The sequence below is a fragment of the Mycolicibacterium helvum genome, from assembly GCF_010731895.1.
In the GTDB taxonomy this organism is placed as follows: Bacteria; Actinomycetota; Actinomycetes; order Mycobacteriales; family Mycobacteriaceae; genus Mycobacterium; species Mycobacterium helvum.
Genome location: NZ_AP022596.1, coordinates 3,708,925 through 3,724,602 on the forward strand (window position 1 = coordinate 3,708,925; position 15,678 = coordinate 3,724,602).

The 15,678-nt window shown below is 64.0% G+C and carries 14 protein-coding genes; 11 read left to right on the forward strand and 3 right to left on the reverse strand.

All coding sequences use genetic code 11. From position 1 onward, the window contains the following. Positions 1 to 189: 189 nt before the first annotated feature. Genes G6N38_RS17465 through G6N38_RS17485 form a run of 5 tightly spaced genes read left to right on the forward strand, consistent with a single transcriptional unit; the run spans position 190 to position 4,642 of the window. Entirely contained in the window at positions 190 to 2,760 is a 2,571-nt protein-coding gene (locus G6N38_RS17465; RefSeq protein WP_163749350.1) for an ATP-binding protein, read from the forward strand. Beyond that, positions 2,757 to 3,170 carry a roadblock/LC7 domain-containing protein gene (locus G6N38_RS17470; protein ID WP_163749351.1) on the forward strand — a complete coding sequence of 138 codons (414 nt, stop codon included), beginning with the start codon at positions 2,757 to 2,759 and terminating at the stop codon, positions 3,168 to 3,170. The genes G6N38_RS17465 and G6N38_RS17470 overlap by 4 nt, the downstream gene beginning before the upstream one ends. Further along, entirely contained in the window at positions 3,167 to 3,523 is a 357-nt protein-coding gene (locus G6N38_RS17475; protein ID WP_163749352.1) for a DUF742 domain-containing protein, read from the forward strand. The genes G6N38_RS17470 and G6N38_RS17475 overlap by 4 nt, the downstream gene beginning before the upstream one ends. Continuing rightward, complete coding sequence (locus G6N38_RS17480; RefSeq protein ID WP_163749353.1) at positions 3,504 to 4,085, forward strand: GTP-binding protein; 582 nt, start codon at positions 3,504 to 3,506, stop codon at positions 4,083 to 4,085. The genes G6N38_RS17475 and G6N38_RS17480 overlap by 20 nt, the downstream gene beginning before the upstream one ends. Before the next feature lie 8 nt (positions 4,086 to 4,093). Continuing rightward, on the forward strand, positions 4,094 to 4,642 hold the full coding sequence (locus G6N38_RS17485) for a pentapeptide repeat-containing protein (protein ID WP_163749354.1): 549 nt from the start codon (positions 4,094 to 4,096) through the stop codon (positions 4,640 to 4,642). A gap of 118 nt (positions 4,643 to 4,760) precedes the next feature. Here the strand turns inward: G6N38_RS17485 and G6N38_RS17490 are convergent, their stop codons facing one another. Together G6N38_RS17490 and G6N38_RS17495 are read right to left on the reverse strand one after the other, a co-directional pair. Next, positions 4,761 to 5,927: a hypothetical protein gene (locus G6N38_RS17490; RefSeq protein WP_163749355.1), complete on the reverse strand. Its 1,167-nt coding sequence runs from the start codon at positions 5,925 to 5,927 to the stop codon at positions 4,761 to 4,763. A 719-nt stretch (positions 5,928 to 6,646) separates the two neighbouring features. Further along, positions 6,647 to 7,369 carry a TetR/AcrR family transcriptional regulator gene (locus G6N38_RS17495; protein WP_407662760.1) on the reverse strand — a complete coding sequence of 241 codons (723 nt, stop codon included), beginning with the start codon at positions 7,367 to 7,369 and terminating at the stop codon, positions 6,647 to 6,649. 201 nt (positions 7,370 to 7,570) lie between these two features. Between G6N38_RS17495 and G6N38_RS17500 the strand changes: the two genes are divergently transcribed. From G6N38_RS17500 to G6N38_RS17515, 4 genes are read left to right on the forward strand one after another with little or no spacing between them, the layout of a single operon-like run. Next, positions 7,571 to 7,996, forward strand: coding sequence for an MmpS family transport accessory protein (locus tag G6N38_RS17500; protein ID WP_163749357.1), 426 nt, complete (start codon positions 7,571 to 7,573; stop codon positions 7,994 to 7,996). Further along, positions 7,993 to 10,899 carry an MMPL/RND family transporter gene (locus tag G6N38_RS17505; RefSeq protein ID WP_163749358.1) on the forward strand — a complete coding sequence of 969 codons (2,907 nt, stop codon included), beginning with the start codon at positions 7,993 to 7,995 and terminating at the stop codon, positions 10,897 to 10,899. Before G6N38_RS17500 ends, G6N38_RS17505 begins: the two co-directional genes overlap by 4 nt. Further along, positions 10,896 to 11,270, forward strand: a complete 375-nt coding sequence (locus tag G6N38_RS17510; protein ID WP_163749359.1) for a DUF732 domain-containing protein — start codon at positions 10,896 to 10,898, stop codon at positions 11,268 to 11,270. The genes G6N38_RS17505 and G6N38_RS17510 overlap by 4 nt, the downstream gene beginning before the upstream one ends. Positions 11,271 to 11,278: 8 nt before the next feature. Further along, on the forward strand, positions 11,279 to 11,761 hold the full coding sequence (locus tag G6N38_RS17515; protein WP_163749360.1) for a DUF5078 domain-containing protein: 483 nt from the start codon (positions 11,279 to 11,281) through the stop codon (positions 11,759 to 11,761). 15 nt (positions 11,762 to 11,776) lie between these two features. On the opposite strand, the gene G6N38_RS17520 is transcribed toward G6N38_RS17515, so the two are convergent. Then, positions 11,777 to 12,235 (reverse strand): MPT63 family protein, encoded by a 459-nt coding sequence (locus G6N38_RS17520; RefSeq protein ID WP_163749361.1) that lies wholly within the window; start codon positions 12,233 to 12,235, stop codon positions 11,777 to 11,779. A gap of 210 nt (positions 12,236 to 12,445) precedes the next feature. On the opposite strand from G6N38_RS17520, the gene G6N38_RS17525 reads away from it, so the two are divergent. Both G6N38_RS17525 and G6N38_RS17530 read left to right on the forward strand, forming a co-directional pair. Next, on the forward strand, positions 12,446 to 13,195 hold the full coding sequence (locus G6N38_RS17525) for a response regulator transcription factor (protein ID WP_163749362.1): 750 nt from the start codon (positions 12,446 to 12,448) through the stop codon (positions 13,193 to 13,195). A gap of 136 nt (positions 13,196 to 13,331) precedes the next feature. Further along, on the forward strand, positions 13,332 to 14,921 hold the full coding sequence (locus G6N38_RS17530) for a sensor histidine kinase (RefSeq protein ID WP_163749363.1): 1,590 nt from the start codon (positions 13,332 to 13,334) through the stop codon (positions 14,919 to 14,921). Positions 14,922 to 15,678: the final 757 nt, after the last annotated feature.

Genomic DNA, 15,678 nt, shown 5'->3' on the forward strand with positions numbered 1-15,678 from the left:
TCTCAGTTGCGCCGCAGCGAAATTTGCTCGACACCCCATTGGGCCAAATGGCTAGGTCCCACCGGTATCTCTCTGTTCAGTAACGACTCTGGAGATGCTGGGCAATGGCTGTCATACTCGATGAATTGCCAGGGGTTATGCGCAGCTCCGTTGTCGCCAACACGGGCAGCGATGACCAGGAAAGTCCGGATGAATCAGACCCAACACCCAACAAGCGTGCCGCCGAAGCGGCCGTCGCGTTGGTCGCTGCGCAATTGGCCGGTGCGGGGCAAAGTGTTTGCGATCGTGGCCGTACCGCTGGCGCTGGCGCTGATCTTCGCCGGCGCCCGGATCTGGGACGAGGTTGATTCGGCGCGCGATCTGCAGGTGGCCGCCGATCGCGTCGAGATGATCCCGGTGATCGAAAACTATGTCGCCGCGGTGGAAGGCGTCCTGCTGGCCTACTCCTCCGGCGGGGACACCCAGGGGAAAGTAAACACATTCGACAAAGCCAAGGCCACCCTGCAGAACAAGCTCAATTCGACCGACGTCGCCCCCGATGTCCGCACCGGGGTAACCAACCTGCTCTCCGGTGGTCAGCAGCTCGTCGGCGCGTTATCGGCGAACACCATCGGACTGCGTGAGCGGATCACCACCTACGCGCCCATCTTGTTGACCGCCGAAGATGCGATCAACGGTTCGGTGCGTCTCGATGACGAGAAGCTTCGCGCCCAGACCCAGGGACTGAGCCGCGCCGTCGGTGCCCGCGGCCAGATGATGATCCAGCAGCTATTGGCCAAGCAGGGCGGCGACTTGGCCGAACCGGAGCTCCGCACGTCGATGATCACGCTGGCCGGAACCGAGCCGTCGACATTGTTCGGCATGAGTCAGGTGCTCGGCGTCGGCTCGCAGGACGCCAAGGCGCTGCAGAGCGAAATGGTCCGTCGGATGGACATCATCTCCAACCCGGACGCCGCGCTGGTCGGCAACTCTGACCTGCTTCAGTCGCTGCAGGCCACTGACGCCATCGCCGGTCAGCTCGTCAAGAACACCACCGCGCAGGTCACCACGGCCGTCGCGCAGCAGGCCGCCGACCGGCGCCAGGCGGTCATCCGCGATGCGCTGCTGGTGTCGGCGGCGTTCATCGTCGCGCTGGTGGTGGTGTTCCTGGTGGCGCGGTCGCTGGTCAGGCCGCTACGCATCCTGCGTGACGGTGCCTTACGGGTCGCGCATACCGATCTCGAGCAGGGAATCGCCCGGGTCCGGGCCGGCGACGAACGTGAGCCTGAGCCGCTGGCCGTCTACACCACCGAGGAGATCGGCCAGGTCGCACACGCGATCGACGAACTGCACACCCAGGCGCTGCTGTTGGCCGGTGACGAGGCGCGGCTGCGGCTGGTGATCAACGAGATGTTCGAGACGATGTCGCGGCGCAACCGCTCGCTGGTCGACCAGCAGCTCGCGCTCATCGATCGCCTGGAAAAGAGTGAGGACGATCCCGAACGGCTCGACAACCTCTTCCGGCTCGATCACCTCGCCACCCGGATGCGCCGCATCGGCGCCAACCTGCTGGTACTTGCGGGCGCGCAGGTGTCCCGCGACCACCGCGAGTCGCTGCCGTTGGCCAGTGCGGTCAACGCCGCCGTCTCCGAGGTCGAGGACTACAAGCGGGTGGAGGTCGGCGAAGTGGCGGACTCGGCGCTGGTCGGCCGGGTGTCCGCCGACGCCGTGCACATGCTGGCCGAACTGATCGACAACGCACTGCGCTATTCGCCGCCCATCTCACCGGTGCGAGTCAGTGCCGAACAGACCAGCAACGCCGGGCTGCTCATCGAGGTCCACGACGACGGCATCGGGATGACCGAGAGTGACCTGCGCATCGCCAACATGCGACTGCACGCCGGTGGTGAGGTCAGCCAGGACAACACCCGGCACATGGGGCTGTTCGTGGTCGGCCGGCTCGCACACATGCACGGGATGGCCGTGCGGCTGCGCAACGCCGTGGCGGGCGAGCCGTCCTCGGGGACCACTGCCGAGCTCTACGTCCCCCCGAAACTGCTCGAGCACGGCACGCCGATCGGTGTCGACGCGCGGCGCTACGACGCTCCTTCGGCGGCACCAGGCGAGGGCGACGTCTACGCCGCGCCGTTCGCGGCAGTGGTCGAGTCCGGCCCGGTCGAGGGCAGTGGCCTGCCGCGGCGCTCGCCGGGTTCCAGCGGCATCGCTGGGCGTGAACCCGAGCCGCAAGCGCAGCCATCGCAATGGTTCACCCCCGCTCGCCAGGCTGGCCCTGCGCGCGAGCACCCGTCGGACACGGCGCCGTTCTTCTCCTCCCGTGCCCGTGCCGGGGAGGCACGCCAGGAGAACATCGACATCAGCGACATGGATGTGCTTGCCGCTGGCTTGTCAGCGCCCGAACCCGAAGACACCGACACCGACTACATCTATCAAAAGATGCTGAACGAGATCATGGTCGACCCGCACACCCTGGTGGTGCCACAGGACTGGAAGTCTGTGTGGGACAACGGTTGGGAGACCGCGGCCGAGGTGGAGAACGTCCCGGTGCAGACCCATACCGAACACGGCCTGCCGGTGCGCGATCCCGGTGCTCGGCTGGTCCCCGGCGCCGCCGACGTCGGCGAGGCCGCGCCGGCCCCCGAGCTTCCGCGACGTGACCCCGACGCGGTCCGAGCCTCCTTCACCAGCCACTTCGGCGGCGTGCGGGCCGCGCGTTCAGATATCGAGACCGGATCGGTAGAGAACGGACGAGAACACCAATGACCAATCCGTCACGCCCGCCGAACAATTCGCTGGACTGGTTGATGTCCAACTTCGCCCGCGATGTGCCCGGTGTCTCCCATGCGGTGCTGGTGTCGGTCGACGGCCTGCTCATCGCGTCCAGTGAAGAACTGCCACGCGAGCGTGCCGAGCAGCTGGCGGCGGTAACCTCCGGGCTGGCCAGCCTGGCCGCCGGAGCTGCCCAGCTCTTCGAGGCGGGTCAGGTGCTGCAATCGGTGGTGGAGATGGCCGGGGGCTACCTGTTGGTGATGCGGGTCGGCGACGGCTCGCACCTGGCCACGCTGGCCGCGCCTAACTGCGACATCGGTCAAATCGGTTACGAGATGGCAGTTTTGGTTGAGCGAGTGGGCAACGTCGTCTCCTCGTCGCGGCGCGCCCCACAACCTTCGTGACCGGCGACGCGGAGGCGAACCTGGTTCGCCCATACACGCTCACCGCGGGGCGCACCGACACCACCATCGAACTCCCGGTGGAAGCCCCGATCGAGATATTGCCGTCGGCGGCGCACCACCATTGGCCATCGGGCGACGTTCGCGGGCGGATCTGCCGGCTGTGTTGCGATAGGCCGTCGGTGGCCGAGATCTCCGCGCTGTTGGATCTTCCGCTCGGAGTCGCGCGCGTCCTTGTCGGCGACCTGGTGACGGCGGGCTATCTTCGGGTACAGACGACGTTGACCGACCGCTCGACACCTGACGAGCGCCGCGACTTGATAGGAAGGACCCTTCGTGGCCTACGAGCCCTCTGAGGGGCGGGCGTCCGCCTCGACGAAGATCGTCGTCGCGGGTGGGTTCGGCGCCGGCAAAACCACGTTCGTCGGGGCGGTGTCCGAAATCATGCCGCTGCGCACCGAAGCGATGGTCACCGACGCGTCCACCGCGGTGGACGCCCTGGAAGCCACCCCGGGCAAGACCACGACGACAGTGGCGATGGACTTCGGCCGGATCACTCTCGACCGCGACTTGGTGCTTTACCTGTTCGGCACCCCGGGGCAGCGCCGGTTCTGGTTCATGTGGGACGACCTGGTGCGCGGTGCGATCGGTGCGATCATCCTGGTTGACGTGCGCCGCCTGCAGGACAGCTTTGCCGCGGTCGACTTCTTCGAGCACCGCAAGATGCCGTTCTTGATCGCGGTCAACGAATTCGACGGCGCACCAAGGTATCCCACCGACGAGGTGCGTCGCGCACTGACCTTGCCCGAGACGACACCGGTGATCGCCCTGGATGCCAGGGACCGCAAGTCGGCCACCGATGCGCTGATCGCGATCAGCGAGTACGCGCTGGCGAGCCTGGCGCCCAACCAGCCCTAGAGGAGCACGTGCAGCACTGGACCGACCGCGAATTCACTGGCCATGACTTTCGCGACGAGGATCTCTCCGGCCTGCGGACCGAGCGGGTGGTGTTCACCGAATGTGACTTTGGTGGCGCCAACCTGTCGGAGTCGATACATCTGGGGTCGGCTTTTCGCAATTGCCGGTTTGTGCGGACCACGCTGTGGCACAGCACGTTCCGTAACTGCAGCATGCTCGGCTCGAGCTTCGAGAACTGCGGGCTGCGGCCGATCGTCTGCGACGAGGTCGATTTCACCCTTGCCGTCCTGGGTGGCGCAGACCTGCGCGGGGTGGACATGTCGGGGTCTCGGCTGCGCGAAACCAGCCTGGTTCAGGCCGACTTGCGCAAGGCGGTGCTGCGGGGGGCTGACCTGACCGGAGCGCGCACCAACGGGTTGCGACTCGAGCAGGCCGACCTGCGCGGCGCACGCATCGACGCCACCTTGTGGACCACGGCGGCCTGCCGGGGCGCGCGCATTGACATCGCGCAGGCCTTGGCGTTCGCCGCCGCACACGGCCTCGACGTCAGCGGCTAACTAGTGGGTGAGGTCGGCGCCACGAGGCGCTCATGAGACATCGGACGCGAAAAGCAAGTGCCCCTCCTTTTCGGAAAAAGGAGGGGCACCCGTCAGTGCTGGATTTACTGCGCGGGATTTAGTCGCCTGAAGACTTCGCGGCCGACCTCTTAGAACCGGCAACACCGTGGCTCGCTCCGGACTTGGCCGAGCTGCTCGTGGTGTGGCGGGTGGTGGATTTCCCGTTGGTCGAAGAGACCTTGCCGCCAACGGAACTTCCGTTGCTGGCACCGCTCTCCACGGCGGCTGCCGGCTCCGGCACCGAAGCGGCGCGCAGCGCCGATGCCGCCGTGGCCGGCGGCGGAACGGGCGGTGTCGATCCGGTCTGCGACAGTGCGTTGGCAATACCGTGAACGACGGCCTGGATTTCGCCGCGGATGCTCGGAATGATCGACGTGGGTGTGACCTGGACGCCGGCACCGACAGTCAGGTTGAGGATCGTTCCCGGGATGCCCTTAGGTCCGAAGAATCCGTCCACCGCGGCGTTCCAGACCTGCTCGGCACTTCCGTGGGAGATGCCGGCGACCACGTTCTGGGCGACGGTGATGAACGCGTCGGCCAGAGTGGAAGCCTGTCCGAGAGTGCCCTTGACCACAAGGTCTACGAGGGCCGGAATCGCCTGGGACAGAGCGTTACTGCGAGCGAGCGTGTCACTAACCAGGTATTTGACGTTGGCGAGCGCCACTTGGCCGGCTTCGACGAACGGAGTCACGATCGCGCTCTGTAACGTGGCGACAGCCCCGGAAATATCGCCGGCCACTGCCTGCTGCGCTGCCGTGACGAACGCCCCCGGCAGGTTCCATACGGCCTCGCTGCCGATCAACGCGATGGTCGTCACGGCGTTCATCGTGCTCTCCAGAGTCAGCGCCCCGTTCAGACCGAGCATCGTCAGGAACGGCGCGTGGTCGTTGACCACCTGGGGAATCAGACCGACCGAGTTGAAGTTCAAGACGGTCTTCGCGAGGTCGACACCGGCTGCGTCAGTGAGGCCACCGAGGGCGGTATAGCCGGCGGTCGTGTTGTCCGCACTGAATATCCACTGATTGAAGCTGTTGAACGTGCCGATGAGCTCCGACAGCGGGCTGTCGAAGCCAGCCAATGCGACCTGTGCGACCTGCGCGGCCGAGGGCAACTGCACAGCAGGCAGGGCCTGATGGGCCTGCGTTACCGGCGTCATTGCGATGGCACCGGCGCCAACGACGGCGGCAGTCCCTGCAATGAGGTGTGAACGTACGGAAATTTGCATCTCAATCTCTCCCCGGAGTGGGCTGAACACTGACAGCGCAGGAAGATACCTGAGACAAACCTGAGTGAACATGAATATTGACGGGTTTGCGCAAAATTCATGTCGACGTCGTCGTAAATGTTCTCTAGAGTGAACCTCTAGTAAATCCAAACAGCTCGTTTTACATGCGAAAAATATCCGCTTGGGACCATTCTGGCTAATTTTGGCGTGTTCGCCATCGACACAAGTTTCGATGGCAGTGGCGCGTTGCCAGCGTGGAGCAAACACCCGCCTTTCTCAGATAAATCGACCGGCATTCTCAGGCGGAGCCTCAAGCCATGGGCTTTTAGCTGGGGTAGCGGCCGATCCGCCGACCCAACTCGGTGGCTGACAGGTTTCCAATGCAAATAATTAGCCTAACTCAGCAAACAAAAAACAAGTCTGCAGCCAATAACTCGCTAACCGCGTCGACTATCAACAGCAACCTTCGGTTCCGGGGTCGTGCGCGGATCGAGGGTGGGGGGATTGGCATTTCGGGTAGCGGTTGGGCGCATTTTGGGTAGCGGTAGTGCGCCATTGTCATTCCCGCGATTCCGGGCTGATGACTGATGCCGATTCCGCGAACTGCATTAGTGCCCCGCAGCGATTAGGCATTTGTTGGCGGCCGGGTGATGGGCCCCGCGGTACGGGTGCAGCGGTATTGTCGATGCCGGCGTTCGCGGCCGCGCACGGCCTCGACGTCAGCGGTGAGTAGCTGCCGATGAATCCCGGCTCGCGGGTGTGCCCGCCGGCTCCCATGTTTGCATCGCCATATCGAGGTCGACGTCGCTGAGCGCCTCGACCGGAAGGTGGGCCTGGCCCTCGCGACGACGGAGCCCCTCGGTGAATAGCGCCACGTAGCGGCGCCACAGATCTGCATTGACATTGCCGGCGAATTCGCTCACCGTTCCGGCAAGCAGGCTGATGATGGGCATGTCCGGGGCGGCGATTTCTGGACGTAGATAGCCGTCCGCCTGGGCTCGCTCGACGAGTCTTGTCAGCTTGGGAACGAGGCGCTCCTGCGCGGCGTTCACCCGGGTGCCCGCATAACACTTGCTGAATGCGATCTCCCGGAGCCCCCGGTCGGTCGCGGTGATCTGGCACATCTGTTCGACGAACCACACAAACCCGTCCCATGAATCGTCCTGCTGCAGTGCTCGTTCCGCGAGGCGCGTCAGCTGGTCCAGGCCGTCCTCGAAAATCGCCTCCAGCAGCTCTTCTTTAGTGCTGAAGCGCCGGTACACGGTGCCGACGCCCACACCGGCGTGGTGCGCGACCTCGTTGAGGTTGGGCTCCAAACCTTTGTGCGCGAACAGGTCACGGGCTGCGTCGATGATCCGTTGCCGGTTGCGCTGCGCATCCTTGCGCAGCGGTCGGTCCGTCGCAGAGTGGGGTCTCACCTGAGTGAGTGTAACGACCGCCACAAATAAGTGGATTGACGTTATCCACTTTCGTGGTTAACTTATCCATCGGTACTGATCAGTACTCCGGCGGCCACTGACGCTGCGGTCGTCGTCCACGCTGAAAGGGCTTCACGCCATGAAACCAGTTCGCGGCACCCCGCTCGCGACAGCCGTTGCCGCCCGACGTCAACGATCAGTCGTGGTGCCCGCGGAGGCTCTGCGATGACGCGGATACTGGGCCGGCTGTGGATCCCGGTGCTCGTAGTGGTCGTCGTCGCAGTGGGAGTGGTCGCGGTAACTAACGCCCGCACGGTCTTCGGTTCCGACCCGGTGATCGTGACGCAGAAAACCTCGGACAGCGCAGAGAAATTCGATCCCAAGGTGGTGACCTACGAGGTCTTCGGTTCGGGCGGAACGGCAGTGGTCAACTACGTCGACCTCGACGGCCGGCCCCAGCGGACCGGGAGCGTGACGCTGCCCTGGTCGGTGACGCTGACCACCACAAACCCCTCGGCGTCGCCGAATGTCCTGGTTCAGGGCGACGGGGATTCCATCGGATGCCGGATCACCGTCGATGACGTGGTCAAAGAGGAGAGGACCGCAACGGGCATGAATGCCGCGACCTACTGTCTGGTGAAGTCAGCATGAGCCTTGACGTCGACGACGCGCCGACCGACGCTATCCCCGCGGCCCGCCATCGCGCGCACCCGCGCATTCCACGGTTCATCCGCACGTTCGCAGTGCCGATCATCCTGGGCTGGATTGCACTGATCGTGGTGCTGAGCACCGTAGTGCCCTCGCTCGAAGACGTCGGAAAGCTGCGCTCGGTGTCGATGAGTCCCAACGACGCGCCGTCGCTGATCGCGACCAAACGGGTCGGCCAGGTGTTCAAGGAGTACAACACCAGCAGTTCGGTGATGGTGGTCCTCGAAGGCGATCAACCGCTCGGTGCCGATGCACACGCGTTCTACGACAAGATCGTTCAACAGCTGCGTGCCGACCCCACACACGTCCAGCACGTCCAGGACTTCTGGGGGGATTCGTTCACCGCGGCCGGCGCGCAGAGCGCCGACAACAAGGCTGCTTACGTTCAGGTGTACATCGGCGGCGATCAGGGTGAAACACTTGCCAACGAGTCGGTGGGGGCAGTCCGCAAGGTCATCGCGGACACCCCGGCCCCGCCTGGGGTGAAGGCCTATGTCACCGGACCCGCTGCCACCACCACAGACCAGAACGCGGTCGGCGACAAGAGCATGCAGGTGATCGAGCTCGTCACGTTCGCCGTCATTGCCGTCATGCTGTTGATCGTCTATCGATCGATCGTCACGACGCTCATCGTGATGGTGATGATGGGACTCGGACTGTCCGGCGCTCGGGGGGTGGTCGCATTCCTCGGCTACCACAACGTTTTCGGGCTGACGACATTCGCGACCAACATGGTCGTCACGTTGGCTATCGCTGCGGCGACGGACTACGCGATCTTCCTGATCGGCCGATATCAGGAGGCGCGCCGCGCCGGCAAAGACCGAGAGTTGGCCTACTACGACATGTTCCACGGCACCGCCCACGTGGTGCTGGCATCGGGTTTGACCATCGCCGGTGCCACCTTCTGCCTGCACTTCACCCGACTGCCGTATTTCCAGACCATGGGAGTCCCACTGGCGTCCGGCATGGTGGTCGTGGTCGCCCTGTCGCTCACTCTGGGTCCGGCGCTGATCTCGGTAGCGAGCCGCTTCGGCCGTGTCTTGGAGCCCAAAGGCGTTGGGAAGCAGAAACTGTGGCACGCAGTAGGGACTGCGACCGTCCGGTGGCCCGGCGCCATTCTGGTCTGCGCTGTGGCGGTGTCACTGGTGGGCCTTCTCACCCTGCCTGGCTACCACACCACCTACAACGACCGAATCTACTTGCCCAGCAGTGTGCCGGCCAATGTCGGTTACGAGGCGGCGGAACGGCACTTCTCCCGAGCCAAGATGAACCCCGACCTACTCATGGTGGAAGCCGACCACGATCTGCGCAATCCGGCCGACTTCCTGGTGATCGACAAGATCGCCAAGGCCCTGGCCCGGGTGCACGGGATCGCCCAGGTCCAGACCATCACCCGGCCGGATGGCAAGCCGATCGAGCACTCCACGATTCCATACTCGTTGAGCCAGAACGGCACTGGCCAGCTGATGAACAATGACTACCAGCAGACCATCATCGCCAACACGCTCAAGCAGGCCGACGACATGCAGGCCAGCATCGACTCGATGACCAAGATGGAGGGCATCACCCAGCAGCTCTCCGAGGTCACCCGGAGCATGTCCGACAAGATGACCGTGACCTCGGATGACATCGCGACGGTGCGCGACCACCTCGCCGACTTCGACGACCAATTCCGGCCGATACGCAACTATTTCTATTGGGAGCCACACTGCTTCGACATCCCGATGTGCCATTCGCTGCGCTCGGTATTCGATTCTCTGGACGGCATCGCGACGATGTCGGACGATTTCCAGCAGCTGTTGCCTGATCTGCGGCGCATGTCTGACCTGACCGGTCAGATGACGGCGGTGATGCCGGGGATGATCGCCTCGATGAAGGATCAGAAGCAGTTGATGCTCAACCAATATCAGGCGCAGAAGGCGCAGCAAGACCAGGCTATGGCCTCTATCAAAGACAACACGGCGATGGGCGAGGCCTTCGATCAAGCCAGGAACGACGATTCGTTCTACCTGCCGCCGGAAGCCTTCGACAATGACGATTTCAAGCGCGGCATCAAGCTGTTCCTGTCACCAGACGGGCACGCCGTCCGCTTCACCATCATCCACCAGGGCGATCCGCTGACCGAGGAAGGTACCTCCCGGATCGAGCCGCTCAAGATCGCTGCCGCGGACGCGATCAAAGGAACGCCGCTGGAAGGGGCCAGCATCTATCTGGGTGGCAGTGCTGCCATGTACGCCGACATGCAGCAGGGCGCCAATTGGGATCTGATCATCGCCGCGATCGCAGCGCTGATATTGATCTTCATCATCATGGTGATCCTCACCAGAGCCCTGGCCGCCGCTGCAGTCATCGTTGGCACCGTGGTGCTCAGTCTGGCTGCATCGTTTGGCCTGTCGGTTCTGCTCTGGCAACACCTCATCGGCCTGCCGTTGCACTGGATGGTGATGCCGATGTCGGTGATCGTCCTGCTGGCCGTCGGCGCGGACTACAACCTTCTGCTGGTGTCGCGCATGAAGGAAGAAATTCAGGCCGGTGTGAACACCGGGATCATCCGGGCAATGGTGGGGACCGGCTCCGTGGTCACCGCTGCGGGCTTGGTCTTCGCCTTCACCATGGCCTCGATGGCGGTGAGCAAGATGGTCGTTATCGGACAGGTGGGAACAACCATTGGGCTCGGTCTGCTCTTCGACACCCTGGTGGTCCGGTCCCTGATGACACCGTCGATCGCCGCATTGCTGGGGCGCTGGTTCTGGTGGCCGCAGCATGTCCGCCAACGCCCCCGTCCCCAGCCATGGCCTAAGCGGGAGATCGCTTCTCAGCCCGAGTCCGAGGAGGCCCTGACATGAGGATCGATGCCCTGCAGCGAAGGGGATCGGCCGCGATCACGAGCATCGCGGGAGCCGTCTTCGCCACGCTGATGCTCGCGTCAGCGGCCGTCGCCCATGCCGACCCCGACACCGATTTCGCGAATCAGCTGCATACGGTTGGTGTCTACGGGCCGAAGGACTACAACGCCTGGATCGCGAAGATCTCGTGTGAGCGGCTCGACCGCGGCGTCGATCACAACGCCTATGACTCCGCGCAGTTCGTGTCGAGGCAGCTATCGAAAAATGCGACAACAGCGCAGGCTTGGCAGTTCGTTGCCCTGGCCTATCCGCTGTACTGCCCCGACAAGCAGGACCTGTTGCAGCAGGTCGCCGACACCAGCGAACAGTGAGATACGCCATGCGTGAACGACTTCGGGGTCTGACGTGGACGGGTGCGATCGTCGTTGCCATGGTCTTGGGTGTGGCAGGGATCCCAGGAAAGGCCGTGGCAGATGCCACTGATGACTACCCGATTCCCAAGCGGATCATCGATACAGCCTGCACTGTCGATCAATACATGGCCGCGGCACGCGATACGTCGCCGATCTACTACCAGCGGTACATGATCGACTACAACAACCGCCCCGCTGACGTTGAGGACGCGGCACGCGATCGCATCTACTGGTTCTTCTCCCTTGATGCCGCCGGTCGCCGACAGTATTCCGAAGACACTGCGACCAACGTTTACTACGAGCAGATGGCCACTCACTGGGGCAATTGGGCGAAGTTGTTCTTCAACAACAAGGGCGTCGTCGCAAAGGCTACCGATGTCTGTCCGCGCTACCCGCAGGTTGACCCGACTGTGTGGAACTGGGGGCCCAACGCGCAGGCAGAGGGCTGATCTTTCGTTTGTCGGTTACTTCCAGACCAGTAGGTCCGTGACCCCGTTGTTGTAGACCACTTGGGTGGGCGCCTGGCCGGTCACGTCGAAGTAGAGCTTGCCCGAGGACGTGTCGCCCTGCTGGAGTGTCGCGCCACTGATGCCCGCCGGTGTGGCGGCCTGCCACAGCACCGGGTAGTTGGCGCCGCCCGCGGCGCGGGCGTTGAAGTCCGGGATGATCGGCGTCACGGAGCCTTTGGCGGCGCGCACCTTGGCGGTGGCCTCCCACAGCTTGCCCGCCAGCGGATAGCCTCCGATGGCGTCGGTGCTGGGCTTGAGATCACTGATCTTCCAGATCGTGATCACCTGGCCACCGTTGTCGACAAGGTGGTTCCAGCCGCCAAACTCGTCCACGCTTGGATCGGCTGCCGCGGTCGGGGCCAACACGATCGACAGGCTCAACGCTGCGGCCAGTGCCGCCGCTTTCATCCTCATGCGCCGCACGCTATGGACGCTGGATGAACGGAAGTCAAACGCGATGAGAATTCCAGTTGCGCTGCTCCTCAACGGGAGCTGGCCTGGGAACGTGCCCGTCAGCGGGAAAAGTCGGCGCACTCATATATTCACGACAGCCTATCCACAGTTCGAGCACACATCTGCCCGCCAGACTCACGCCGTGGCACCAGTTCAAGAACGGGAGCGGGGATGACAGCCGTGGCCGGCAACCGTCCGGTGAGCATCTCCCGCAAAGACGGCACGCCAATCCGTGCGTTGATAGTCGACGACGAACCGGTACTGGCCGAGATGGTGTCGATGACGTTGCGCTATGAAGGTTGGCACGTTGCCACCGCCGGGAGTGGAGCGGCGGCCATCAGATCGGCGCGCGATGACCCTCCAGACGTCGTTGTCCTCGACATCATGTTGCCCGACATCAGCGGCCTGGAAGTCCTGGCGGTACTGCGCGAGAACCGACCAGCTCTGCCGCTGCTGCTGCTGACGGCGAAGGATTCACAGGAAGAGCGCATCGCCGGTCTCAGTGCCGGTGGCGATGACTATGTCACCAAGCCCTTCAGCCTGGAAGAACTTGTGCTGCGGCTCCGGGCGTTGTTGCGCCGGGCAGGCGTGGCCGTTGCCGATGACACCGCGAGAGTAGTTGTCGGGGACCTCGTGCTCGATGAGGACACCCATGAAGTGTTTCGTGGTGACGATGTGATCAACCTGACCGCAACGGAATTCGAAGTATTGCGGATGTTGATGCGCAACGCTCGTCGTGTGGTCGGCAAGAGCGAGATACTCGACCGAGTGTGGGATTACGATTTCGGCGGTCGTTCAAACGTCGTCGAGCTCTATATTTCGTACCTGCGCAAGAAGATCGACTACGGACGTGAACCCATGATTCACACATTGCGCGGTTCGGGCTATCTGATCAAACCCGCCGGCCCGAACCAGTTGTGAGCTCGCCGAGCGAGGAGACCCCCGTCCACCAAGCCATAGGCTGTCCCCCCCGAGTGGACGGGGGTCCCCCCGCTCGGTGCAGCGCACCGTCGTCGGATGATGAATTCTGCGGCTCGCACTCCTCAAGGCGACATAGATGATCGCGCCAACTCTGTCGCCCCCCGGCGCGGCGACGGCTCGCGAACCGGAACCGGGGATCGCGTTTCGGTTGCGTCACCCCAGCGCATGGTCGCTGCAAGTTCGCCTGTTGGCGTTGCAGGTGGCGCTACTGGCGTTGGTGTGCATCGGTATTGGCGCGGGCACGTTGACAGCCATGCATCGATTTCTACTCGACCAACTCGATGCACAGGTCGTCGATGCGGCGACACGTTCCGCTCTTCTCTACGCCATGGGGCCGCCACCGCCGATGCCCGGCATGGTCCTTCCGGCTCCTTCCGGCGTCCTTCCGGCTCCTTCCGGCGCGTTTTTCCTCAACGCGCCGGGGCAGTCTGCCGGGACGCTGGGAGCGTTGTTGTCCGAAGACGGTGTGCTGGACGCGGCGGTGGTCACCGATAAGGGGTCGCTGAAACCCTTGAGCGAGCGTGCCCGTCGCGAGATCGCCGCGACATTCTTTGTGCGGCCGTCATCGATCACCATCGATGGACTCGGGGCGTACCGGGTGATCGCCTCCCCAGCCCGCAATGGCCGAACCATCGTCACGGGCCTGCCGACCAAAAGCCTTGATGAAACTCAATTGTCATTGCTGGTGATGCTGGCCGTCATGGTCGCCGGGGCATTGGCCGCTGCGATCATGATCGGCCTGCTGATCCTGCGCCGCCAATTGACTCCGCTGTCCGCGGTGGCCGCTACCGCCCAGCGGGTCGCGGACTCCGACCTCGACCATGGCGAGGTGAGAATGCCGATGCCGTCGGGGGCGAACGACTCACCGGCGCGCTATACCGAAGTGGGCCGCCTCCGCGCCGCATTCGATCGGATGCTCCAACGCATCGGCGACGCGATGACGGCCCGGCACGCCAGTGAGACGCGGGTGCGCCAGTTTGTGGCCGACGCGAGCCACGAACTGCGCACCCCGCTGGCAGCCATCCGCGGGTACACCGAACTGGTCCAACGTGAGCAGGATGATTTCTCTGACGACGTCGTCCATGCGTTGAGCCGTATCGACTCGGAAGCCAAGCGGATGTCGCGCCTGGTCGAAGACATGCTGTTGCTGGCCCGCCTCGATGCCGGCCGCTCTATCGATAACGTGCCAGTGGACCTGTCGCAGTTGACGATCAACGCGGTCAGTGACGCCCATGTCGCGGGACGGGATCATTCGTGGGACCTGCGCTTACCCGATGAGCCGGTCGTCATGATCGGCGACGGAGCACGACTGCACCAGGTGCTCGCAAATTTGCTCTCCAATGCGCGAGTCCACACTCCTGGTGGCACAACTGTCACGACCTCGCTGAGGAAAACAGAGGACGAGTGGATCATCATCGAGGTCACCGACGACGGCCCCGGCATACCGGCCGAGCAGCAACCGGAGATCTTCGGTCGCTTCGTGCGCGGTGACAGCTCACGGTCACGCCGTGCCGGCAGTACCGGCCTGGGCCTGGCGATAGTGGCTGCGGTGGTCAGCGCCCACCGCGGTCGCGTCATGGTGACCAGTAATCCCGGCGATACCACCTTTACCGTCGTCCTGCCTGCGGTGTCCGAGCTCCTTGAGCAGACCAGCGAAAGCCGCTGAGGCTGAGCAGGATTGCCGTTGGCGGCCGGGAATTGCCCGGCCGCCAACAGCGGTAGTGCGGTTGTTTCCCAGAGGTTATCGCGGCGGGCAGGGGGTCAGCGGGGGGCACGGTCCTGGCCCACCCGGACCCGGGCCCGCGGGGCCTGGTCCGACCGGACCTTGACCTGGGCCAGGACCAGGACCGCCGGGGCCGGGACCGCCGGGACCCGGGCCGCCGACACAAGGGGTGCCGGGTGCACATGGTGGCGGCGGCGCGGCAGCCGCAGTCTGCGGCCCGAAGCCGGCGACGGCGAACATCACTGTCCCGGCGACAATCGACGCACGCAGCGCGTTGCGACGCAATGACGGCTGTTTCATGGTTCGGCTCTCTCTCAATAGAGTTCTCGGGTTGGCGCAGCGCACCTTCCAGGTGCGCAACGAGTAGGTGCCTAACGAGGTGGCGGCGGGGGACAGGGCGCGTTCGGAGGGCACTGGCCCGGAGGCGGTGGGGGTGGAGCGGCGTTGGCGACAGCGCCTCCGACGCCCATCGCGCTCAGGGCGAGCCCGGTGCACACCAAGGCTGTGCCGAATAGGCCACGTTGGCGAGCTTTGGAATACAAAATGATCCCTTTCTGTGAAATCGGCTGTCCCACAACAACCATAGCCAGACTGCCTGTGATCGAGCAGGCCGTTCTTATGTCCACGCTGTGGATTTGAGTGTGTTTCTACGAGGCTGGTGACGATGGGGATACATCGCGGCGTGTCTGCTCGACGTCAC

What these genes read in the sequence shown, in the direction of transcription:
- G6N38_RS17465 (WP_163749350.1), top strand. Translation starts at nt 190, where the DNA reads ATGAATCAGACCCAACACCCAACAAGCGTGCCGCCGAAGCGGCCGTCG.
- G6N38_RS17510 (WP_163749359.1), top strand. Translation starts at nt 10,896, where the DNA reads ATGAGGATCGATGCCCTGCAGCGAAGGGGATCGGCCGCGATCACGAGC.
- G6N38_RS17490 (WP_163749355.1), bottom strand. Translation starts at nt 5,927, where the DNA reads ATGCAAATTTCCGTACGTTCACACCTCATTGCAGGGACTGCCGCCGTC.
- G6N38_RS17525 (WP_163749362.1), top strand. Translation starts at nt 12,446, where the DNA reads ATGACAGCCGTGGCCGGCAACCGTCCGGTGAGCATCTCCCGCAAAGAC.
- G6N38_RS17530 (WP_163749363.1), top strand. Translation starts at nt 13,332, where the DNA reads ATGATCGCGCCAACTCTGTCGCCCCCCGGCGCGGCGACGGCTCGCGAA.
- G6N38_RS17515 (WP_163749360.1), top strand. Translation starts at nt 11,279, where the DNA reads ATGCGTGAACGACTTCGGGGTCTGACGTGGACGGGTGCGATCGTCGTT.
- G6N38_RS17505 (WP_163749358.1), top strand. Translation starts at nt 7,993, where the DNA reads ATGAGCCTTGACGTCGACGACGCGCCGACCGACGCTATCCCCGCGGCC.
- G6N38_RS17520 (WP_163749361.1), bottom strand. Translation starts at nt 12,235, where the DNA reads ATGAGGATGAAAGCGGCGGCACTGGCCGCAGCGTTGAGCCTGTCGATC.
- G6N38_RS17500 (WP_163749357.1), top strand. Translation starts at nt 7,571, where the DNA reads ATGACGCGGATACTGGGCCGGCTGTGGATCCCGGTGCTCGTAGTGGTC.
- G6N38_RS17470 (WP_163749351.1), top strand. Translation starts at nt 2,757, where the DNA reads ATGACCAATCCGTCACGCCCGCCGAACAATTCGCTGGACTGGTTGATG.